Here is a 15921-nt window from a genome sequence, read left to right as displayed (position 1 = left end):
GTGCTCAGCCCGCCAGCACCACCTTGCCGAGCTCCGCCGGCGAGGCGAGCAGCGGGTGCGACGGCAGCACGCGGACCGTGTAGCCGGTCAGCCCCGCGTGCGGCAGGGGGACGACGGCCTCGAACCGCTGCCCCGCCCCGTCCGCGGGCCCGACGTGCTTCATCGCCGCCGTGCGCTTGCGCGAGTCGAGCTGGTCGGTCTCGTCGACCGGCCCCACCACCGCCTCGACGACGACGTCGGCCGGGTCCAGCCCGGCCAGCTCCACCACCGCGCGCACCGTCATCGGCGCCCCGACGACGGGGGTGTCCGGGAGCCCGGACGCGTCGACGCCCACGACCTGCACCCGGTTCCAGGCGTCCCCGAGCCGCTGCCGGTAGGCGGCCAGCTCGCGCGCGGGCCCGAAGGAGTCGGCGACGATCCCCGCCGCGGCGCGGGCGGCCGGGGCGTAGAGCGTCTCGGTGTACTCCTGCACCATCCGCGCGGCCTGCACCTGCGGGCGCAGCGTCGTCAGCGTGTGGCGCACCAGCTCGACCCAGCGCGGCGGCACGCCGTCGGTGCGGTCGTAGAACGCCGGCCCGACCTGCGTGGCCAGCAGCTCGTAGAGCGCGTTGGCCTCGAGGTCGTCGCGACGGGTCGGGTCCTCGATGCCGTCGGCGGTGGGGATCGCCCAGCCGTTGGCGCCGTCGTAGAACTCGTCCCACCAGCCGTCGCGGATCGACAGGTTGAGCCCGCCGTTGAGCGCCGACTTCATGCCGGAGGTCCCGCACGCCTCCAGCGGGCGCAGCGGGTTGTTCAGCCAGACGTCGCAGCCCCAGTAGAGGTAGCGGGCCATCGACATGTCGTAGTCGGGCAGGAACGTGATGCGGTGGCGCACCGCGGGGTCGTCGGCGAACCGCACGATCTCCTGGATCAGCGCCTTGCCGCCGTCGTCGGCGGGGTGGCTCTTGCCCGCGACGACGAGCTGCACCGGGCGGTGCGGGTCCAGGAGCAGGTCGCGCAGCCGGTCCTTGTCGCGCAGCATGAGCGTGAGCCGCTTGTAGGTGGGCACGCGGCGGGCGAAGCCGACGGTGAGCACGTTCTCGTCGAAGACGTGCTCGGTCCAGCCCAGCTCCGGCAGCGACGCGCCGCGCTCCAGCCACGCCTTGCGGACCCGGCGGCGCACCTCCGCGACGAGCCGGGCGCGCAGCGCGGTGCGCAGGTCCCACAGCTCGCCGTCGGAGACCTCGGCGGCCGGGGCGTCGGGCGTGCCGATCAGCTCGGTGATCTCCCTGGCCTCCCAGGTGGCGCCGTGCACGCCGTTGGTGACCGAGCCGATCGGCACCTCGTCGGCGTCGAAGCCCTCCCACAGCCCGCCGAACATGCCGCGGGACACCGCGCCGTGCAGCTGCGAGACGCCGTTGGCGCGCTGCGCGAGCCGCAGCCCCATGTGCGCCATGTTGAACATGTTCGGGTTGTCCTCGGCGCCGAGCGCGAGGACCCGCTGCATCGGGACGCCGGGCAGCAGCGTCTCGCCGAAGTAGTGCCGCACCATGTCGACGGGGAAGCGGTCGATGCCCGCCGGCACCGGGGTGTGCGTGGTGAACACGGTGCCGGCGCGGACGGCGGCGAGCGACTCGTCGAACGACAGGCCGTGGGCGTCCTGCAGCTCGCGGATGCGCTCCAGGCCGAGGAACCCGGCGTGCCCCTCGTTGGTGTGGAACACCGCTGGCCGGGGGTGGCCGGTGACCTCGCAGAACGCGCGGACGGCCCGCACGCCACCGACGCCGACCAGTATCTCCTGGCGGATGCGCTGGTCCTGGTCGCCGCCGTAGAGGCGGTCGGTCACGCCGCGCAGATCGGGGTCGTTCTCCTCGATGTCGGAGTCGAGCAGCAGCAGCGGGACCCGCCCGACCGCCGCCTGCCAGATCCGCGCGTGCAGCGTGCGGCCCGCGGGCATCGCGATCGTCACGAGCACCGGGCTGCCGTCGGCGGCGGTGACGAGCTGCAGCGGCAGGCCCTGCGGGTCCAGCGCCGGGTAGTGCTCGAGCTGCCAGCCGTCGAGCGACAGCGACTGGCGGAAGTAGCCCGAGCGGTACAGCAGGCCGACGGCGATCAGCGGCACCCCGAGGTCCGATGCCGCCTTGAGGTGGTCGCCGGCCAGCACGCCGAGGCCGCCGGAGTAGTTGGGCAGCACCTCCGAGACGCCGAACTCCATCGAGAAGTAGCCGACGGCCTCGGGCAGCGTCTCGTCGTCCTCGCGCTCGGACTGGTACCAGCGCGGGCCGTCGAGGTAGGCCGCGAGGTCGTCGGCCAGCTCCCGGACGGTGACGACGGTGTCGGCGTCCTTGGCGAGCACCTCGAAGCGCTCGGTCGGGATCTCGCCGAGCAGCCGGACGGGGTCGTGCCCGGCCCGTTCCCACGCGTCGGGGTCGAGCGCGGCGAACAGGTCCTGGGTGGGCGGATGCCAGCTCCACCGCAGGTTGGTGGCCAGCGCCTGCAGGGGCGCGAGGGCGGGAGGCAGCTGGGCGCGCACGGTGAAACGGCGGAGAGCTCTCACGCGCGGCAGGATAGAGGAACCGATCCCGTGATCGTTCAAGCAGCGCTTCCGCGAGCCCGGGTGACGATCACGTGAACCTTCCGGAATCGGTTCCGACCCGTTCCTCTCGTGGCTGGACGGGGTAGGTACGGTTGTGACTCTTGCGACGGCTGCTCAGTGGGGGTGTGTGCCGAGATGACCGGACGAATCGGTATCGACGACGTCACGCCCTCGGTCAGTGGGGGCCGCCAGGCCGCCAAGGCCGTGGTCGGGGAGGTCGTCCCGATCACCGCAGCGGTGTGGCGCGAGGGCCACGACGCGGTCGCCGCCAACGTCGTCTGGAAGCGCGTCGGCAGCAAGGGCACCGCGCACCACGTGCGCATGGAGCCGGTCGGGGTCGGCGGCGACACCTTCGCCGCCACCGTCGCCGCCGACGAGCCGGGGATGTGGACGTTCCGGGTCGACGCGTGGAGCGACCCGTGGGCGACCTGGCGCCACGCCGTCACCAAGAAGATGGAGGCCGGGCAGAGCCCCGACGAGCTGGCCAACGACCTCGAGATCGGCGCCCGCCTGCTGCAGCGCGTGGGCCGCCGCCCCGCCGAGCGCGGCAACCGCGACCTCCTCTTCGGCGCCGCCAACGCGCTGCGCGACACCGCGATGCCGCTGCACGCCCGCGTCGCACCGGCCCTGTTCCCGGCCGTGCAGCAGATCATGACCGAGCGCCCCGTCCGCGAGCTCATCACGCGCGGCCGCGCCCAGCAGGTCTACGTCGACCGCGAGCGCGCGCTCTACGGCTCCTGGTACGAGTTCTTCCCCCGCTCCACCGGCGGCCGCGACGAGACCGGCCGCGCCGTGCACGGCTCGTTCGTCACCTCCGCGAAGGCGCTCGACCGCGTCGCCGCGATGGGCTTCGACGTGGTGTACCTGCCCCCGATCCACCCGGTCGGCACGAAGCACCGCAAGGGCCGCAACAACAACGTCAACGCCGGGCCCGGCGACGTCGGCTCGCCGTGGGCGATCGGCTCGGCCGACGGCGGCCACGACGCCATCGACCCCGAGCTGGGCACGCTGGAGGACTTCGACGCGTTCGTGCAGCGCGCCAACGACCTCGGCATGGAGATCGCGCTCGACTTCGCGCTGCAGTGCGCGCCCGACCACCCGTGGGTCACCGAGCACCCGGAGTGGTTCACCGTCCGCCCCGACGGCTCGATCGCCTACGCGGAGAACCCGCCCAAGAAGTACCAGGACATCTACCCGGTCAACTTCGACAACGACCCGGCCGGCATCTACGCCGAGTCGCTGCGCGTGGTGCTGCACTGGGTCGAGCACGGCGTGAAGATCTTCCGCGTCGACAACCCGCACACCAAGCCGCCGAACTTCTGGCACTGGCTGATCTGGCAGGTCAAGTCCCGCCACCCCGAGGTGCTGTTCCTGGCCGAGGCGTTCACCCGTCCCGCGCGGCTGTTCGGCCTCGCCCGGCTGGGCTTCACCCAGAGCTACACCTACTTCACCTGGCGCACCACGAAGGCGGAGCTCACCGAGTTCGCCCTCATGCACGCCGAGCGGGCCGACGAGGCCCGGCCGAACCTGTTCGTCAACACCCCCGACATCCTCCACGAGTCGCTGCAGACCGGCGGGCCGGGCATGTTCGCGATCCGGGCCACGCTGGCGGCCACGATGTCCCCCACGTGGGGCGTCTACTCCGGCTTCGAGCTCTACGAGGGCGACCCGGTCAAGCCGGGCAGCGAGGAGTACAACAACTCCGAGAAGTACGAGCTGCGCCCGCGCGACTTCGAGGCCGCCGCGGCGGCGGGCAACTCGCTGGAGCCGTACCTGACCCGGCTCAACGAGATCCGCCGGGCGCACCCCGCGCTGCAGCAGCTGCGGAACATCACGTTCCACCACGTCGACAACGAGCAGATCATCGCCTACTCCAAGACCGAGCCGGCCACCGGCGACACGGTGCTGGTGATCTGCACGCTGGACTCCTACAACGGCCAGTCCGGCACCACCTCGCTCGACATGCCGGCGCTCGGCCTGGGCTGGAACGACCGGTTCACCGTGCACGACGAGGTCAGCGGCGAGACGTGGGACTGGGGCCAGTTCAACTACGTCGACCTGCAGCCGTGGCACCACGTGGCGCACATCCTGCGGGTCCGGCGGTAGGGATCTGAATCGGTCTCGCCCCACGTGCTGTGAACCGGGGCGAGTCCGATTAGCCTCGGGCCCGATGAGTGACAAGGTCGAGCCGGGCGTCGTGGTCGAGCAGGACGCCGATGACTACGGACATGCGCGCACCCTCGACGTCGACCACGACTGGTACAAACGCGCGGTCTTCTACGAGGTGCTGGTCCGCGCGTTCAGCGACTCCAACCGCGACGGCACGGGCGACCTGCGCGGGCTGACGTCCAAGCTGGACTACCTCCAGTGGCTGGGCGTCGACTGCCTGTGGCTGCCCCCGTTCTACGACTCCCCGCTGCGCGACGGCGGGTACGACATCCGCGACTTCCGTCAGGTGCTGCCCGAGTTCGGCACCGTCGAGGACTTCGTCTACCTGCTCGACGAGGCGCACAAGCGCGGCATCCGCGTGATCACCGACCTCGTCATGAACCACACCTCCGACCAGCACCCCTGGTTCGAGGAGTCGCGCCGCAACCCCGACGGGCCCTACGGCGACTACTACATGTGGGAGGACGACGACTCCCGCTACCCCGACGCGCGGATCATCTTCGTCGACACCGAGCAGTCGAACTGGACCTACGACCCGGTGCGCGGGCAGTTCTACTGGCACCGGTTCTTCTCCCACCAGCCCGACCTCAACTACGACAACGCCGAGGTCCAGGACGCGATGCTCGACGTCCTGCGCTTCTGGCTCGACATCGGCATCGACGGCTTCCGCCTCGACGCGGTGCCCTACCTCTACGCCCGCGACGGCACCAACTGCGAGAACCTGCCGGAGACCCACCAGTTCCTCAAGCGCGCCCGCAAGGTGATGGAGGACGAGTACCCCGGCCGGGTCATGCTCGCCGAGGCCAACCAGTGGCCCTCGGACGTCGTGGAGTACTTCGGCGACCCCGAGGTCGGCGGCGACGAGTGCCACATGGCGTTCCACTTCCCGCTGATGCCCCGCATCTTCATGGCGGTGCGCCGGGAGAACCGGTTCCCGATCTCGGAGATCCTCGCGCAGACGCCCGCGATCCCGGCGAACGCGCAGTGGGGCATCTTCCTGCGCAACCACGACGAGCTGACCCTCGAGATGGTCACCGACGAGGAACGCGACTACATGTACGCGGAGTACGCCAAGGACCCGCGGATGAAGGCCAACATCGGCATCCGGCGACGGCTGGCGCCGCTGCTCGACAACGACCGCAACCAGCTGGAGCTGTTCACGGCGCTGCTGATGTCGCTGCCCGGCTCCCCCGTCCTGTACTACGGCGACGAGATCGGCATGGGCGACAACATCTGGCTCGGCGACCGCGACGCGGTGCGCAGCCCGATGCAGTGGAGCCCCGACCGCAACGCCGGGTTCTCCATGTCCGATCCCGGCCGGCTCTACCTGCCGATCATCATGGACCCGCTCTACGGCTACCAGGCCGTCAACGTCGAGGCGCAGCTCAACTCCTCCACGTCGCTGCTGCACTGGACGCGGCACATGATCGAGGTCCGCAAGCGCCACCAGGCGTTCGGGCTCGGCGAGTACCACGAGCTGGGCGGCACCAACCCGACCGTGCTCGCCTACGTCCGCGAGCACGGCGACGACGTCGTGCTCTGCGTCAACAACATGTCCCGCTTCCCGCAGCCCGTCGAGCTCGACCTCTCGGCCTGGGTGGGCTGCGCACCCCACGAACTGACCGGCGGCGTCCCGTTCCCGAGGATCGGAGAGCTCCCCTACCTGCTGACGCTGCCGGGGCACGGCTTCTACTGGTTCTCGATCACCCCGGCGGAGGAATCTGCGTGAACGAACTCCCCGACCTGCTCTCCGTCTGGCTGCCCCAGCAGCGCTGGTTCGCCGCGAAGGGCCGGCCCGTCCGGTCGGTCGAGATCGCCGAGCGCACCCCGCTGCTCACCGGCGGGGAGCCGCACGTCGACCACCTGCTGCTCGCCGTCTCCTTCGACGACGGCTCGCCCGTGCAGCACTACCAGCTCCTCCTGGGCCGTCGCGAGCAGTCGCGGGCCGACCTGGAGCACGTCGTCATCGGGCACCTCGACGGCCTCGTCGCCTACGACGCCCTGTTCGACGTCGACGTCACCGCGTGGCTGATCGAGGCGATCCGCGGCGGGCGCACGGTCGACGGCATCGCGTTCGTGCCGGAGCCGGGCGCGGAGATCGCCGAGGGCGTGCCGGGGCGGGTGCTGGGCATCGAGCAGTCCAACACGTCGGTGGCGTGGGGCGACAGGTCGATCCTCAAGGTGTTCCGCCGGGTCGTCCCCGGGCTCAACCCCGACCTGGAGCTGCACCGCGCGCTGCGGTCGGTCGACTCGCGCGAGGTCGCCGCGCTGCAGGGCGCGATCGAGGGCACCCTCGGCGGCGCACCCGCCACGCTGGGGATGCTGCAGGACTTCGCGGCCAACTCCGCCGACGGCTGGGCGATGGCCCTGGCGAGCGTGCGCGACCTGCTCGCGGAGGGCGACCTGCGCGCCGACGAGGTGGGCGGCGACTTCGCCGGGGAGGCGTCCCGGCTGGGCGAGACCGTCGGCGTCGTGCACGACGAGCTGCGCCGCGCGCTGGGCACCTCCGAGCGCGACGCCCGCGAGCTCGCCGCGGTGTGGCACCAGCGCCTCGCCGTCACCACGGCGGAGGTGCCCGCGCTCGCGCCGCACGTCGACGCGATCCGGGCCACCTACGACGCCGTCGCCGGGCTGGGCGCGCCGCTGCCCGCGCAGCGCGTCCACGGCGACCTGCACCTGGGCCAGACCCTGCGCACCCCCTACGGCTGGCTGGTCATCGACTTCGAGGGCGAGCCCGCGGCCCCGCTGGAGGAGCGGGTGCGGCCCGACTCGCCCCTGCGCGACGTCGCCGGGATGCTCCGCTCCTTCGACTACGCGGCGTTCCACCAGATCCTGCAGTGGGAGCCGGCGTCGTTCGCCGAACCGGACCACGACTCGCAGCTGGTCTGGCGGGCCAACGAGTGGGCCGAGCGCAACCGGTCGGCGTTCTGCGACGGCTACGCGCTGCGGGCCGGCAGCGACCCGCGGGAGCAGCGCATGCTGCTGCGCGCCTTCGAGCTCGACAAGGCCGTCTACGAGCTGCTCTACGAGACCCGCAGCCGCCCCGCCTGGGCCCCGATCCCGCTGGCCTCGATCGCCCGGCTGACCTCGGAGGAGACGGTGCGCTGACCGCGTACCCGCGCCCGCGGACGTCGCGGCGACCGCGGTCCGCCTGCGACGGGCCGGCCTGCGGGCGTTCCCCGCGGCCGTGCGGGACCTCGCCCGGGCGCCCACGGCGACGCACGTCCCCGGATCCGGCGGCCGAGGGTTCCGCGCGGCGGGGACCCGGGCCATACTCCGATCAGGGGCTGGCACCGCATCGGCAACCCGATCGTTGCCGCCAGGGTCGGCGACGCGGAGAGCGGGGCAATAGGGTGCGCGGGTGGATCGCGAGGAGAACCGAACCCAGACGATCGACCCGATGATCGACGCCTGCCCCCCCGACCCGGCCACCGTCGACCGGGTCCTCGGCGGGGCGCACCACGACCCGCACTCCGTGCTGGGTGCCCATCCGCACCCCGACGGCACCGTGGTCCGCGTCCTTCGGCCGCACGCCGACGAGGTGCACGTGGTGCACGAGGGCGGTGACGGCCACCCGCTCGTGCGCGTGCACGACGCGGGGCTGTTCTCCGGCGTCGTGCCCGGCCCGGCGGCGGACTACCGGCTGGCCGTGCGCTACGGCGAGCGCGTCGACATCGTGGACGATCCCTATCGCTGGCTGCCCACCCTGGGCGAGATGGACCTGCACCTCATCGGCGAGGGGCGTCACGAACGGCTCTGGGACGTGCTCGGCGCGCACGTCCGTTCCTACGACACCCCGGCCGGTCCCGTCACCGGCACCAGCTTCGCCGTGTGGGCCCCGTCCGCGCAGGGCGTCCGGGTCACCGGCGACTTCGACGGCTGGAGCGGCTGGGCGCACCCGATGCGGGTGCTCGGCAGCTCCGGCGTGTGGGAGCTGTTCGTCCCCGGCATCGAGCCGGGGACGCGCTACAAGTTCCGCGTGCTCGGGCAGGACGGGCGCTGGCGCGACAAGGCCGACCCGATGGCGTTCCGGGCCGAGCTGGCCCCGGCCACCGCGTCGGTCGTCGACGTCGCCGCGCACGAGTGGGCCGACGGCGACTGGATGACCGCGCGGGCGCAGAAGCAGGCGCACGCCGAGCCGATGAGCGTCTACGAGCTGCACCTCGGCTCGTGGCGCCAGGGCCTGGACTACCGCGAGGCCGCGCGCCAGCTCGTCGACTACCTCGACGAGACCGCGTTCACCCACGTCGAGCTGCTGCCGGTGGCCGAGCACCCGTTCGGCGGGTCGTGGGGCTACCAGGTCACCAGCTACTACGCGCCGACCGCGCGGTTCGGCACCCCCGACGACTTCCGGTGGTTCGTCGACCACCTGCACCGGGCCGGCTACGGCGTCATCGTCGACTGGGTGCCCGCGCACTTCCCGCGCGACGAGTGGGCGCTCGCCAGGTTCGACGGCGGCCCGCTCTACGAGCACGCCGACCCCCGCCGCGGCGAGCAGCCCGACTGGGGCACGCTCGTGTTCGACTTCGGGCGCAAGGAGGTGCGCAACTTCCTCGTCGCCAACGCCCTGTACTGGCTGGAGTCCTTCCACATCGACGGGCTGCGCGTCGACGCCGTCGCCTCGATGCTCTACCTCGACTACTCGCGCAAGGACGGGCAGTGGCTGCCCAACATCCACGGCGGCCGCGAGAACCTCGACGCGGTGGCGTTCCTGCAGGAGGTCAACGCCACGGTCTACCGCGAGCACCCCGGCACCGTGATGATCGCCGAGGAGTCGACGGCGTGGCCCGGCGTCACGCGCCCCACGCACCTGGGCGGCCTGGGCTTCGGGTTCAAGTGGAACATGGGCTGGATGCACGACACGCTCGACTACACCGGGCGCGACCCCGTCTACCGGGGCTTCCACCACAACCAGATGACGTTCTCGCTGATGTACGCGTTCAGCGAGAACTACGTGCTGCCGATCAGCCACGACGAGGTCGTGCACGGCAAGGGCTCGCTGTGGGAGCGGATGCCCGGCGACCCGTGGAACAAGGCCGCCAACATCCGCGCGCTGCTGGCGTTCATGTGGGCCCACCCGGGCAAGCAGCTGCTGTTCATGGGCAGCGAGTTCGGGCAGCCGCGGGAGTGGTCCGAGCAGCGCTCGCTGGACTGGGAGACCCTCGCCGACCCGCTGCACGGCGGGATCAAGACGATGGTCGGCGACCTCAACCGCGCCTACCGGGCCCACCCGGCGCTGTGGACGAAGGACGTGTCGCCGGAGGGCTTCTCCTGGATCGACGCCAACGACACCGCGGGCAACGTGTTCAGCTTCCTGCGCCACGGCGTCGACGCCGAGGGGAAGCCGACGGTGCTGGCGTGCATCGCCAACTTCTCCGGCGGCGCCCGCGAGGGCTACCGCGTCGGGCTGCCGTTCGCGGGCCGCTGGCGCGAGGTGCTCAACACCGACGCCGAGCAGTACGGCGGGTCCGGGGTGGGCAACCTCGGTGCGGTCGAGGCCGACGAGATGGTGTGGCACGGGCGCCCGGCGTCGGTGCTGCTCCGCCTGCCCCCGTCCGGGGTGCTGTGGCTGGCCCCCGAGCCGTTCGAGGGGGCCGTGCGGCGGTCGCAGATCGCGGCGGCGGCCCCGGCGGCCGCGGCGGCCCCGGCGGCCTCGGTCGTCGCTGGGTCGGTCACCGCCGCGCCGGTCTCCGCCGAGCCGGTCTCCTCCGAGCCGGGCGCCGACGGGGACGGGTCCGGGGGTGCGACCCCCGCCGGCGGCCCGTCCGTCCCGGCTGCGGCCGCCGGCGCCGGATCCGCCGGCGAGGCGGCCGACGTGGAGGCGGCCGACGTGGAGGCGGCCGACGTGGAGGTGCCCGCCACCGACGAGGCACCGGACGCCGCCGGGACCGCCGTCGTCGCCGCTCCGGAGGGGCCGGTGCCGGTGGACCCCTCCCCGGCCGACACGGCCCCGGCCGACACCGCCCCGGCCGACTCCGCCCCGGCCGAGGTGGCGGCGGGCGACCCGGTCGTCGCCGCAGCGGCCCCGGTGGCGGACGCGGCTCCCGCCGTGGCCGTCCTCGACGACGCCCCGGCCGCACCGGTCACCGACGACGCACCGGTGCTCGCCCCGGCCACCCCGGCGGACCCGCCGTCGACCCCGGTCGCGGCCACGCCGGTGGAGAAGGTGCCGGACGAGGCGGTCCCGGACGAGGGGGCCCCGACCGGACGGCACGCTCTGGCTCAGCCGGTGGAGGCGCCCGCGTCCGCCGGCTCGTCGGCCGCACCCGTCGCCGGCGGCACCGACCGCCGCAATGGGCTGGCCGACAGCAGCGCCACCCAGTAGGCGAGCAGGACCGCCCAGTACAGCGACCGGCCCACGTCCGATCCGAGCTCCTCCAGGGGGCTCGGATCGGTCGGCCAGATCGCGTTCCACGACACCGGGACCAGCGTCACCGCGAGCAGCGCCGTCGCCAGGGCGCCCCGGCCCAGCGTGACCAGCACGAGGACGCCGGGCACCAGCAGCAGCAGGTAGTTGTGCCAGGCGATCGGCGAGAACAGCAGCCCGGCCGCGACCACCGCCCACGGCACGGTGCCGGCCGGGTCGATCCGGTCGCGGTGGCGCCCGACCCACACCAGCGTTCCGACCAGCACGGCCAGCCCGGCGACGAGCCCGAGCACCGGTGGCACCCCGAACCGCATCGCGAGCCCGGGGAACGACGCGTTGTCGACGGTGTCGGGCACGCCCTCGGTGAGCGCGATCGTCAGCCACTCGATCGCGCTCGACGGGCCCGCGACCAGCACCCCGACCAGCGTCGCGACGGCCGCCGAGGCAATCCCCGCCCGCATCGGGGCCCAGCGGCGCTGCACCGCGGGCAGGAGCAGCAGCGGCGCGAGCGACGGCTTGAGCGCGACCGCGACGCCGTAGCAGGCCGCGGCGAGGAGCGGCCGTCCGCGGCGCTCGGCGATCCACCCGGCGACGAGCAGCACCAGCAGCAGCGGGTAGATCTGGCCGAGCACGAGCGTGCCGTGCAGCGGCGAGGACGCCAGCACGACGAGCACCGCCGCCACCGTGACACCCGCGCCGAGCCGCAGCTCCCGGGCCACCGCGACGACCGACGCGACCACCAGCACCGCCGTCAGCGCGGCGAAGAGCCGGTACGCGGTGAGCGCGTCGAGGCCGGCGAACGGGACGAGCAGCACCGTCAGCAGCGGCGGGTTGAGGTTCGTGAGCTTGGCGGGGGTGTCGTAGATGTCGAGGCCCTGGGTGAGCGCGACGGCCGAGTGCCAGAAGGTGTCGAAGTCGACGTGCAGGTCACGCATGTCGGTGAGCGGCAGGAGCGTGACCAGTGCGTCCGGGTGGCGGACGTGCAGCACGACCGTCGTCACCACTGACGCGAGCACCACCACCGCCGCGAGCACGGTCGTCGGCGTGAGGCGGGTGGGGCGCGGGTCGGGCACGGGGATCGACGCTATCCGACGGGGTGGAACCACTCCCGTCGCGGGCCGGTCCGGACGATGATGGGCGCGTGCGTGCCGTCGCCCTCCTCCTGCTCGTGCTGCTGCTCGCCGGGTGCACGCAGGTGGTCGCCGGCCGCGGCGCGGCCGCCGACCCGACCGGCCCGACGGCCGCCGTGGCCGCCCCGGTCACCGACGCCGCGGGGGCCGCCGCCGCGGCGACCACCGCGATCGAGGACTTCTGGCGCATCGAGCTCCCCGCGGCGTTCGGGCGCGGGTGGACCGACATCGCCACACTGCTCCCGGTCTCCCCCGGCGACGCCCTCCCACCCTGCGTCGAGGACATCGCCGAGGTGGCCGACCAGGCCTACTACTGCCCCTCGGCCGACGCCGTGGTGTGGGACGCCGCGCAGCTCGTCCCCGCGCTGTTCGCCGAGCACGGCCACGTCGGCGTCGTCGTGGTGCTCGCCCACGAGATCGGGCACGCGGTGCAGACCCGACTCGGCGTCGACGAGGCCGCGGCGCGCGACCCGGCCGCCTACCCGACGATCCTGCAGGAGGCCATGGCCGACTGCTACACCGGCGTCGTCGTCCGCCACCTCGCCGACGACCCCGTCCCCGGCCTGCCGGTCGGCACCGCGGAACGGGACGCGGCGCTGCAGACGCTCGTCGGGTTCCGCGACCCCCTCGGCGTGGCCGCGGGCGACGAGGGCGCGCACGGCAACGCGTTCGACCGCGTCTCCGCCTTCCGCGCCGGCTTCGACGACGGGGCCCGGCGCTGCGCGGAGATGACCGTCCCCGAGCGGGGCTTCACCCAGGTGCGCTTCGGTTCAGCCGCCGACCAGGCCCGCGCGGGCGACCTGCCGCTGCCCGACCTGCTCGTCGCCGTCGGCCGCGACGCGCGCGACTGGTCCACCGCCCTGTCCGGCGTGCCGGGATGGACGGCCCCGCCGCTGGTGACCGACGGCTGCCCGGAGGCCGCCGCCCAGGGCCCGGCCCGGCTGTGCCCGGCCGCCGATCCGCTGGCACCGAGCGCGGTCGACGTCGACCTCGCCGAGCTCACCCCGCTGCACCGCGAGCTCGGCGACTTCGCCGGGGCCACGCTGGTGAGCGGGCGCTACGGGCTGGCCGCCCTGCGGGCGGGTGGCGCCGCGGTCGAGGGCGTCGACGCGGGCCACGCCGCGGTCTGCCTCGCCGGGGCCTACGCCGGACAGCTGCTCGTGGCCCCGGTCGACTTCCGGCTCTCCCCCGGTGACCTGGACGAGGCCGTGCAGGTCCTGCTGGCCGACGACTGGGCCGCGCGCGACGCGGCCGGCCGGGCCGACCCCGCCGAGCACGGCTACGAGCGGGTGGCGCGGTACGAGGACGGACTCCGGGGCGGGCCGGCCGCCTGCTGAACGGGCCCGGTGGCGGGTGGCCGCCGGACCGTCCGGCTCGGGTCGCGGCCCGCTGCCCCGGCGGCTCTCCGCTCAGCTGGTCACCGCACGCGGCCCGCGCACCCGGCGGCCGTTCGCGCACGGTGTGCGGTGCGCGAACGGCGACCAGTTGCGCGGGACCGTCAGAACAGGACGCGCGCCAGCGCCCGCCGGGCGGCGGTGACCCGTGCGTCGTCGGCGGGGAACAGCTCGAACAGCCCGACGAGGTGCTCGCGCACCCGGTCGCGGTCGTCGCCGAACACCCGGCCCGCGGTGGCGACGAGTCGCGCGAACGCGGCCTCGACGTCGTCACCCGCCACCTGCGCGTCGGCCGCGGCCAGCTGCGCGTCGACGTCGTCGGGGGCGGCGTCGGCCCGGGCGACGGCCTCGGGGTCGACCGCCTCGGACCGGGCGAGGAAGCGGACCTGCGCGAGCGCGGCCGCGGCCTGCTCGTTCGCCGGCTCGACGTTGAGGATGTCCTGGTAGGCCGCCTCGGCCGCCGCGTAGTCACCCTGCTCGAGCGCGTCCTCGGCCGCGGTGAAGCGCGGGTCTTCCGGCTCCTCCTCGGGCTCCGCGGCGCCACCGCCGGCGGCCGCCTCGGCCTGGGCGATCGCCGGCATTCGCTCGCGCAGCGCGTCGAGCAGCGAGCCGATCCACTGCTTGACCTGGGCCTCGGGCTGCGCTCCGTTGAAGGCGTCGACCGGCTGGCCGGCGACCACCGCGACGACCATCGGGATCGACTGGGCCCCGAAGGCCTGCGCGATCCGCGGGTTGGCGTCGACGTCGACCTTCGCGAGGATCCACGACCCCCTGGCCGCCTCGGCGAGGCGTTCCAGCACCGGGGAGAGCTGCTTGCAGGGACCGCACCACTCGGCCCACAGGTCGACCACGACGGGGACCACCATCGAGCGTTCGAGCACCTCGGCCTGGAAGTCGGCCTCGGTGACGTCGATGACGAAGCCCGCCGGAGGGCCCGGCTTCGGCGGACCGCCGCCGGGCGCGGGACCGGCGGCGGCCGGTGCGGGACTGGGACGGTTGGCAGCGTCGGAACGGGCCTTCAGCGCGGAGAGATCGACCGCACCGGACATCGCGGAGGACAGCGCAGCCGTCTGGGCCGCCCGACGGGGATCAGGTCGTGACACAGGACCCATCCTGGCACGTGGAGACCGGTGACGATGCCTGGGTCACACCGAGCCGAACCCGTGCGCGGCTCACCCCGCCGCCGGCAGCAGGCGCAGACCCATCGGGTTGTCCGGGGCGAAGCCGTCACCCGCGGCCAGCGCGGCGACCAGCGGGGCCGCCAGCTCGACCAGCCGCTCGGCGCGCTCGGCCCCCACCGCCAGCCACGGGACGTCGGCCAGCGCGTCGGTGTGCGCCTCCACCTCGGCCCGCAGCAGGCGTCCCTCCTCGTCGAGTGCGCCGGCCGCGTCGAGCAGGCCGCGCTCGGCCAGCCGGCCCACCGCCGCGTCCCACTCCTGCTCCGACCAGCCGCGCCGCAGCCGCAGTGCGGCGGCGTCGAGCCCCAGGTCGGCGGCGAAGACGACCAGGGCCTCCAGCGGGTCGAGCCCGGCCGTGAGCAGGGCGGCCACGTGGCCGTCGCCGCGGTGCTCGCGCAGCACCGTCTGCGCCTGCCACAGCACCAGGTGCGGGGCGTCCGGCCACGGCAGCGCGGCGTTGGCCGCGGCGAGCGCCCGGCCCGCGGTGGGGGCGGCGAGCGCGGCGGCGCGCGCGATGCTCGCGGCCTCGGCCACCTCCGGACCGGCCAGCACCTCGGGCCCGACGAGCCGCCGCAGCGCCGCGTCGACCGCCTCCAGCCGGGCCTCCAGGTAGCGCTCCGGCGGCGCGACGGCCCAGACGTCGGGCACCGCACGGGCGACGTGGGCGGGGTGGAAGTTGTAGAACAGCGCCGTCACGAGCTCCGGCGGCGCCGCGCCGAGCGGGGCGGCGCGCAGCCCGAAGTAGCTCATCCAGTAGCCGCGGGTGCCCAGTGCGTCGCAGGCCGCCTTCGACTCGGGCGCGAAGTAGGTGACGGCGTGGATCGGCTCCACCGCCCGCCACATCCGCCGAGCCCGGTGTTCGTGCTGATCAGCCACGTCGTGACCCTCCTGTCGTGCGTCCCGCCACCCGGTCGGCGTCACCCGATACGGGGCACGCCGGTGACGTTGTGTGATCGAACAGGTCCCGGAATCCGCCGTGTCGATCACCGGACCGGCGGAGCACCACGACCTGGGGGCAGTCGTTGAGGATGTGTGAGTGACACAAGCGTCGCTCTCCGTAGACATTCGCCGGCCGCCACCCCGCGGCTCCCCCACCCGGAGGACCTGT

The 15921-nt window shown here is 73.8% G+C and carries 8 protein-coding genes and 1 pseudogene; 5 read left to right on the top strand and 4 right to left on the bottom strand.

Annotation, left to right across the window (positions count from 1 at the left end):
* Window positions 1-4 precede the first annotated feature (4 nt).
* A complete protein-coding gene (gene glgP / locus H6H00_RS14210; RefSeq protein WP_185721719.1) occupies window positions 5-2536 on the bottom strand; it encodes an alpha-glucan family phosphorylase in 2532 nt (843 codons plus the stop codon).
* Window positions 2537-2710: 174 nt separating this feature from the next.
* Here glgP and H6H00_RS14205 point away from each other — a divergent pair, with 174 nt between their 5' ends.
* From H6H00_RS14205 to glgB, 4 genes and pseudogenes are all read left to right on the top strand, one after another.
* Window positions 2711-4681: an alpha-1,4-glucan--maltose-1-phosphate maltosyltransferase gene (locus H6H00_RS14205; RefSeq protein ID WP_185721718.1), complete on the top strand. Its 1971-nt coding sequence runs from the start codon at window positions 2711-2713 to the stop codon at window positions 4679-4681.
* Window positions 4682-4745: 64 nt separating this feature from the next.
* Window positions 4746-6473: a maltose alpha-D-glucosyltransferase gene (treS, locus tag H6H00_RS14200; RefSeq protein WP_185721717.1), complete on the top strand. Its 1728-nt coding sequence runs from the start codon at window positions 4746-4748 to the stop codon at window positions 6471-6473.
* Window positions 6470-7852, top strand: a complete 1383-nt coding sequence (locus H6H00_RS14195; RefSeq protein ID WP_255425750.1) for a maltokinase N-terminal cap-like domain-containing protein — start codon at window positions 6470-6472, stop codon at window positions 7850-7852. The genes treS and H6H00_RS14195 overlap by 4 nt, the downstream gene beginning before the upstream one ends.
* Window positions 7853-8144: 292 nt before the next feature.
* Window positions 8145-10325 (top strand): annotated as a pseudogene (gene glgB / locus H6H00_RS14190) (1,4-alpha-glucan branching protein GlgB); the annotation flags it as partial.
* 641 nt (window positions 10326-10966) lie between these two features.
* Here the strand turns inward: glgB and H6H00_RS14185 are convergent.
* On the bottom strand, window positions 10967-12184 hold the full coding sequence (locus H6H00_RS14185) for a glycosyltransferase family 87 protein (RefSeq protein ID WP_185721716.1): 1218 nt from the start codon (window positions 12182-12184) through the stop codon (window positions 10967-10969).
* Between the two features lie 68 nt (window positions 12185-12252).
* Between H6H00_RS14185 and H6H00_RS14180 the strand changes: the two genes are divergently transcribed.
* Window positions 12253-13578 carry a neutral zinc metallopeptidase gene (locus tag H6H00_RS14180; protein WP_185721715.1) on the top strand — a complete coding sequence of 442 codons (1326 nt, stop codon included), beginning with the start codon at window positions 12253-12255 and terminating at the stop codon, window positions 13576-13578.
* Window positions 13579-13739: 161 nt separating this feature from the next.
* Here the strand turns inward: H6H00_RS14180 and H6H00_RS14175 are convergent, their stop codons facing one another.
* Window positions 13740-14684 (bottom strand): tetratricopeptide repeat protein, encoded by a 945-nt coding sequence (locus H6H00_RS14175; RefSeq protein WP_185721714.1) that lies wholly within the window; start codon window positions 14682-14684, stop codon window positions 13740-13742.
* Window positions 14685-14807: 123 nt separating this feature from the next.
* Window positions 14808-15656, bottom strand: a complete 849-nt coding sequence (locus H6H00_RS14170; protein ID WP_185722442.1) for an SCO6745 family protein — start codon at window positions 15654-15656, stop codon at window positions 14808-14810.
* Window positions 15657-15921: the final 265 nt, after the last annotated feature.

It is taken from the genome of Pseudonocardia petroleophila (genome assembly GCF_014235185.1).
GTDB classification, from domain to species: Bacteria; Actinomycetota; Actinomycetes; order Mycobacteriales; family Pseudonocardiaceae; genus Pseudonocardia; species Pseudonocardia petroleophila.
This window is presented reverse-complemented; position numbering and strand designations above follow the sequence as displayed.

What these genes read in the sequence shown, in the direction of transcription:
- H6H00_RS14205 (WP_185721718.1), top strand. Translation starts at nt 2,711, where the DNA reads ATGACCGGACGAATCGGTATCGACGACGTCACGCCCTCGGTCAGTGGG.
- treS (WP_185721717.1), top strand. Translation starts at nt 4,746, where the DNA reads ATGAGTGACAAGGTCGAGCCGGGCGTCGTGGTCGAGCAGGACGCCGAT.
- H6H00_RS14175 (WP_185721714.1), bottom strand. Translation starts at nt 14,684, where the DNA reads ATGTCCGGTGCGGTCGATCTCTCCGCGCTGAAGGCCCGTTCCGACGCT.
- H6H00_RS14170 (WP_185722442.1), bottom strand. Translation starts at nt 15,656, where the DNA reads ATGTGGCGGGCGGTGGAGCCGATCCACGCCGTCACCTACTTCGCGCCC.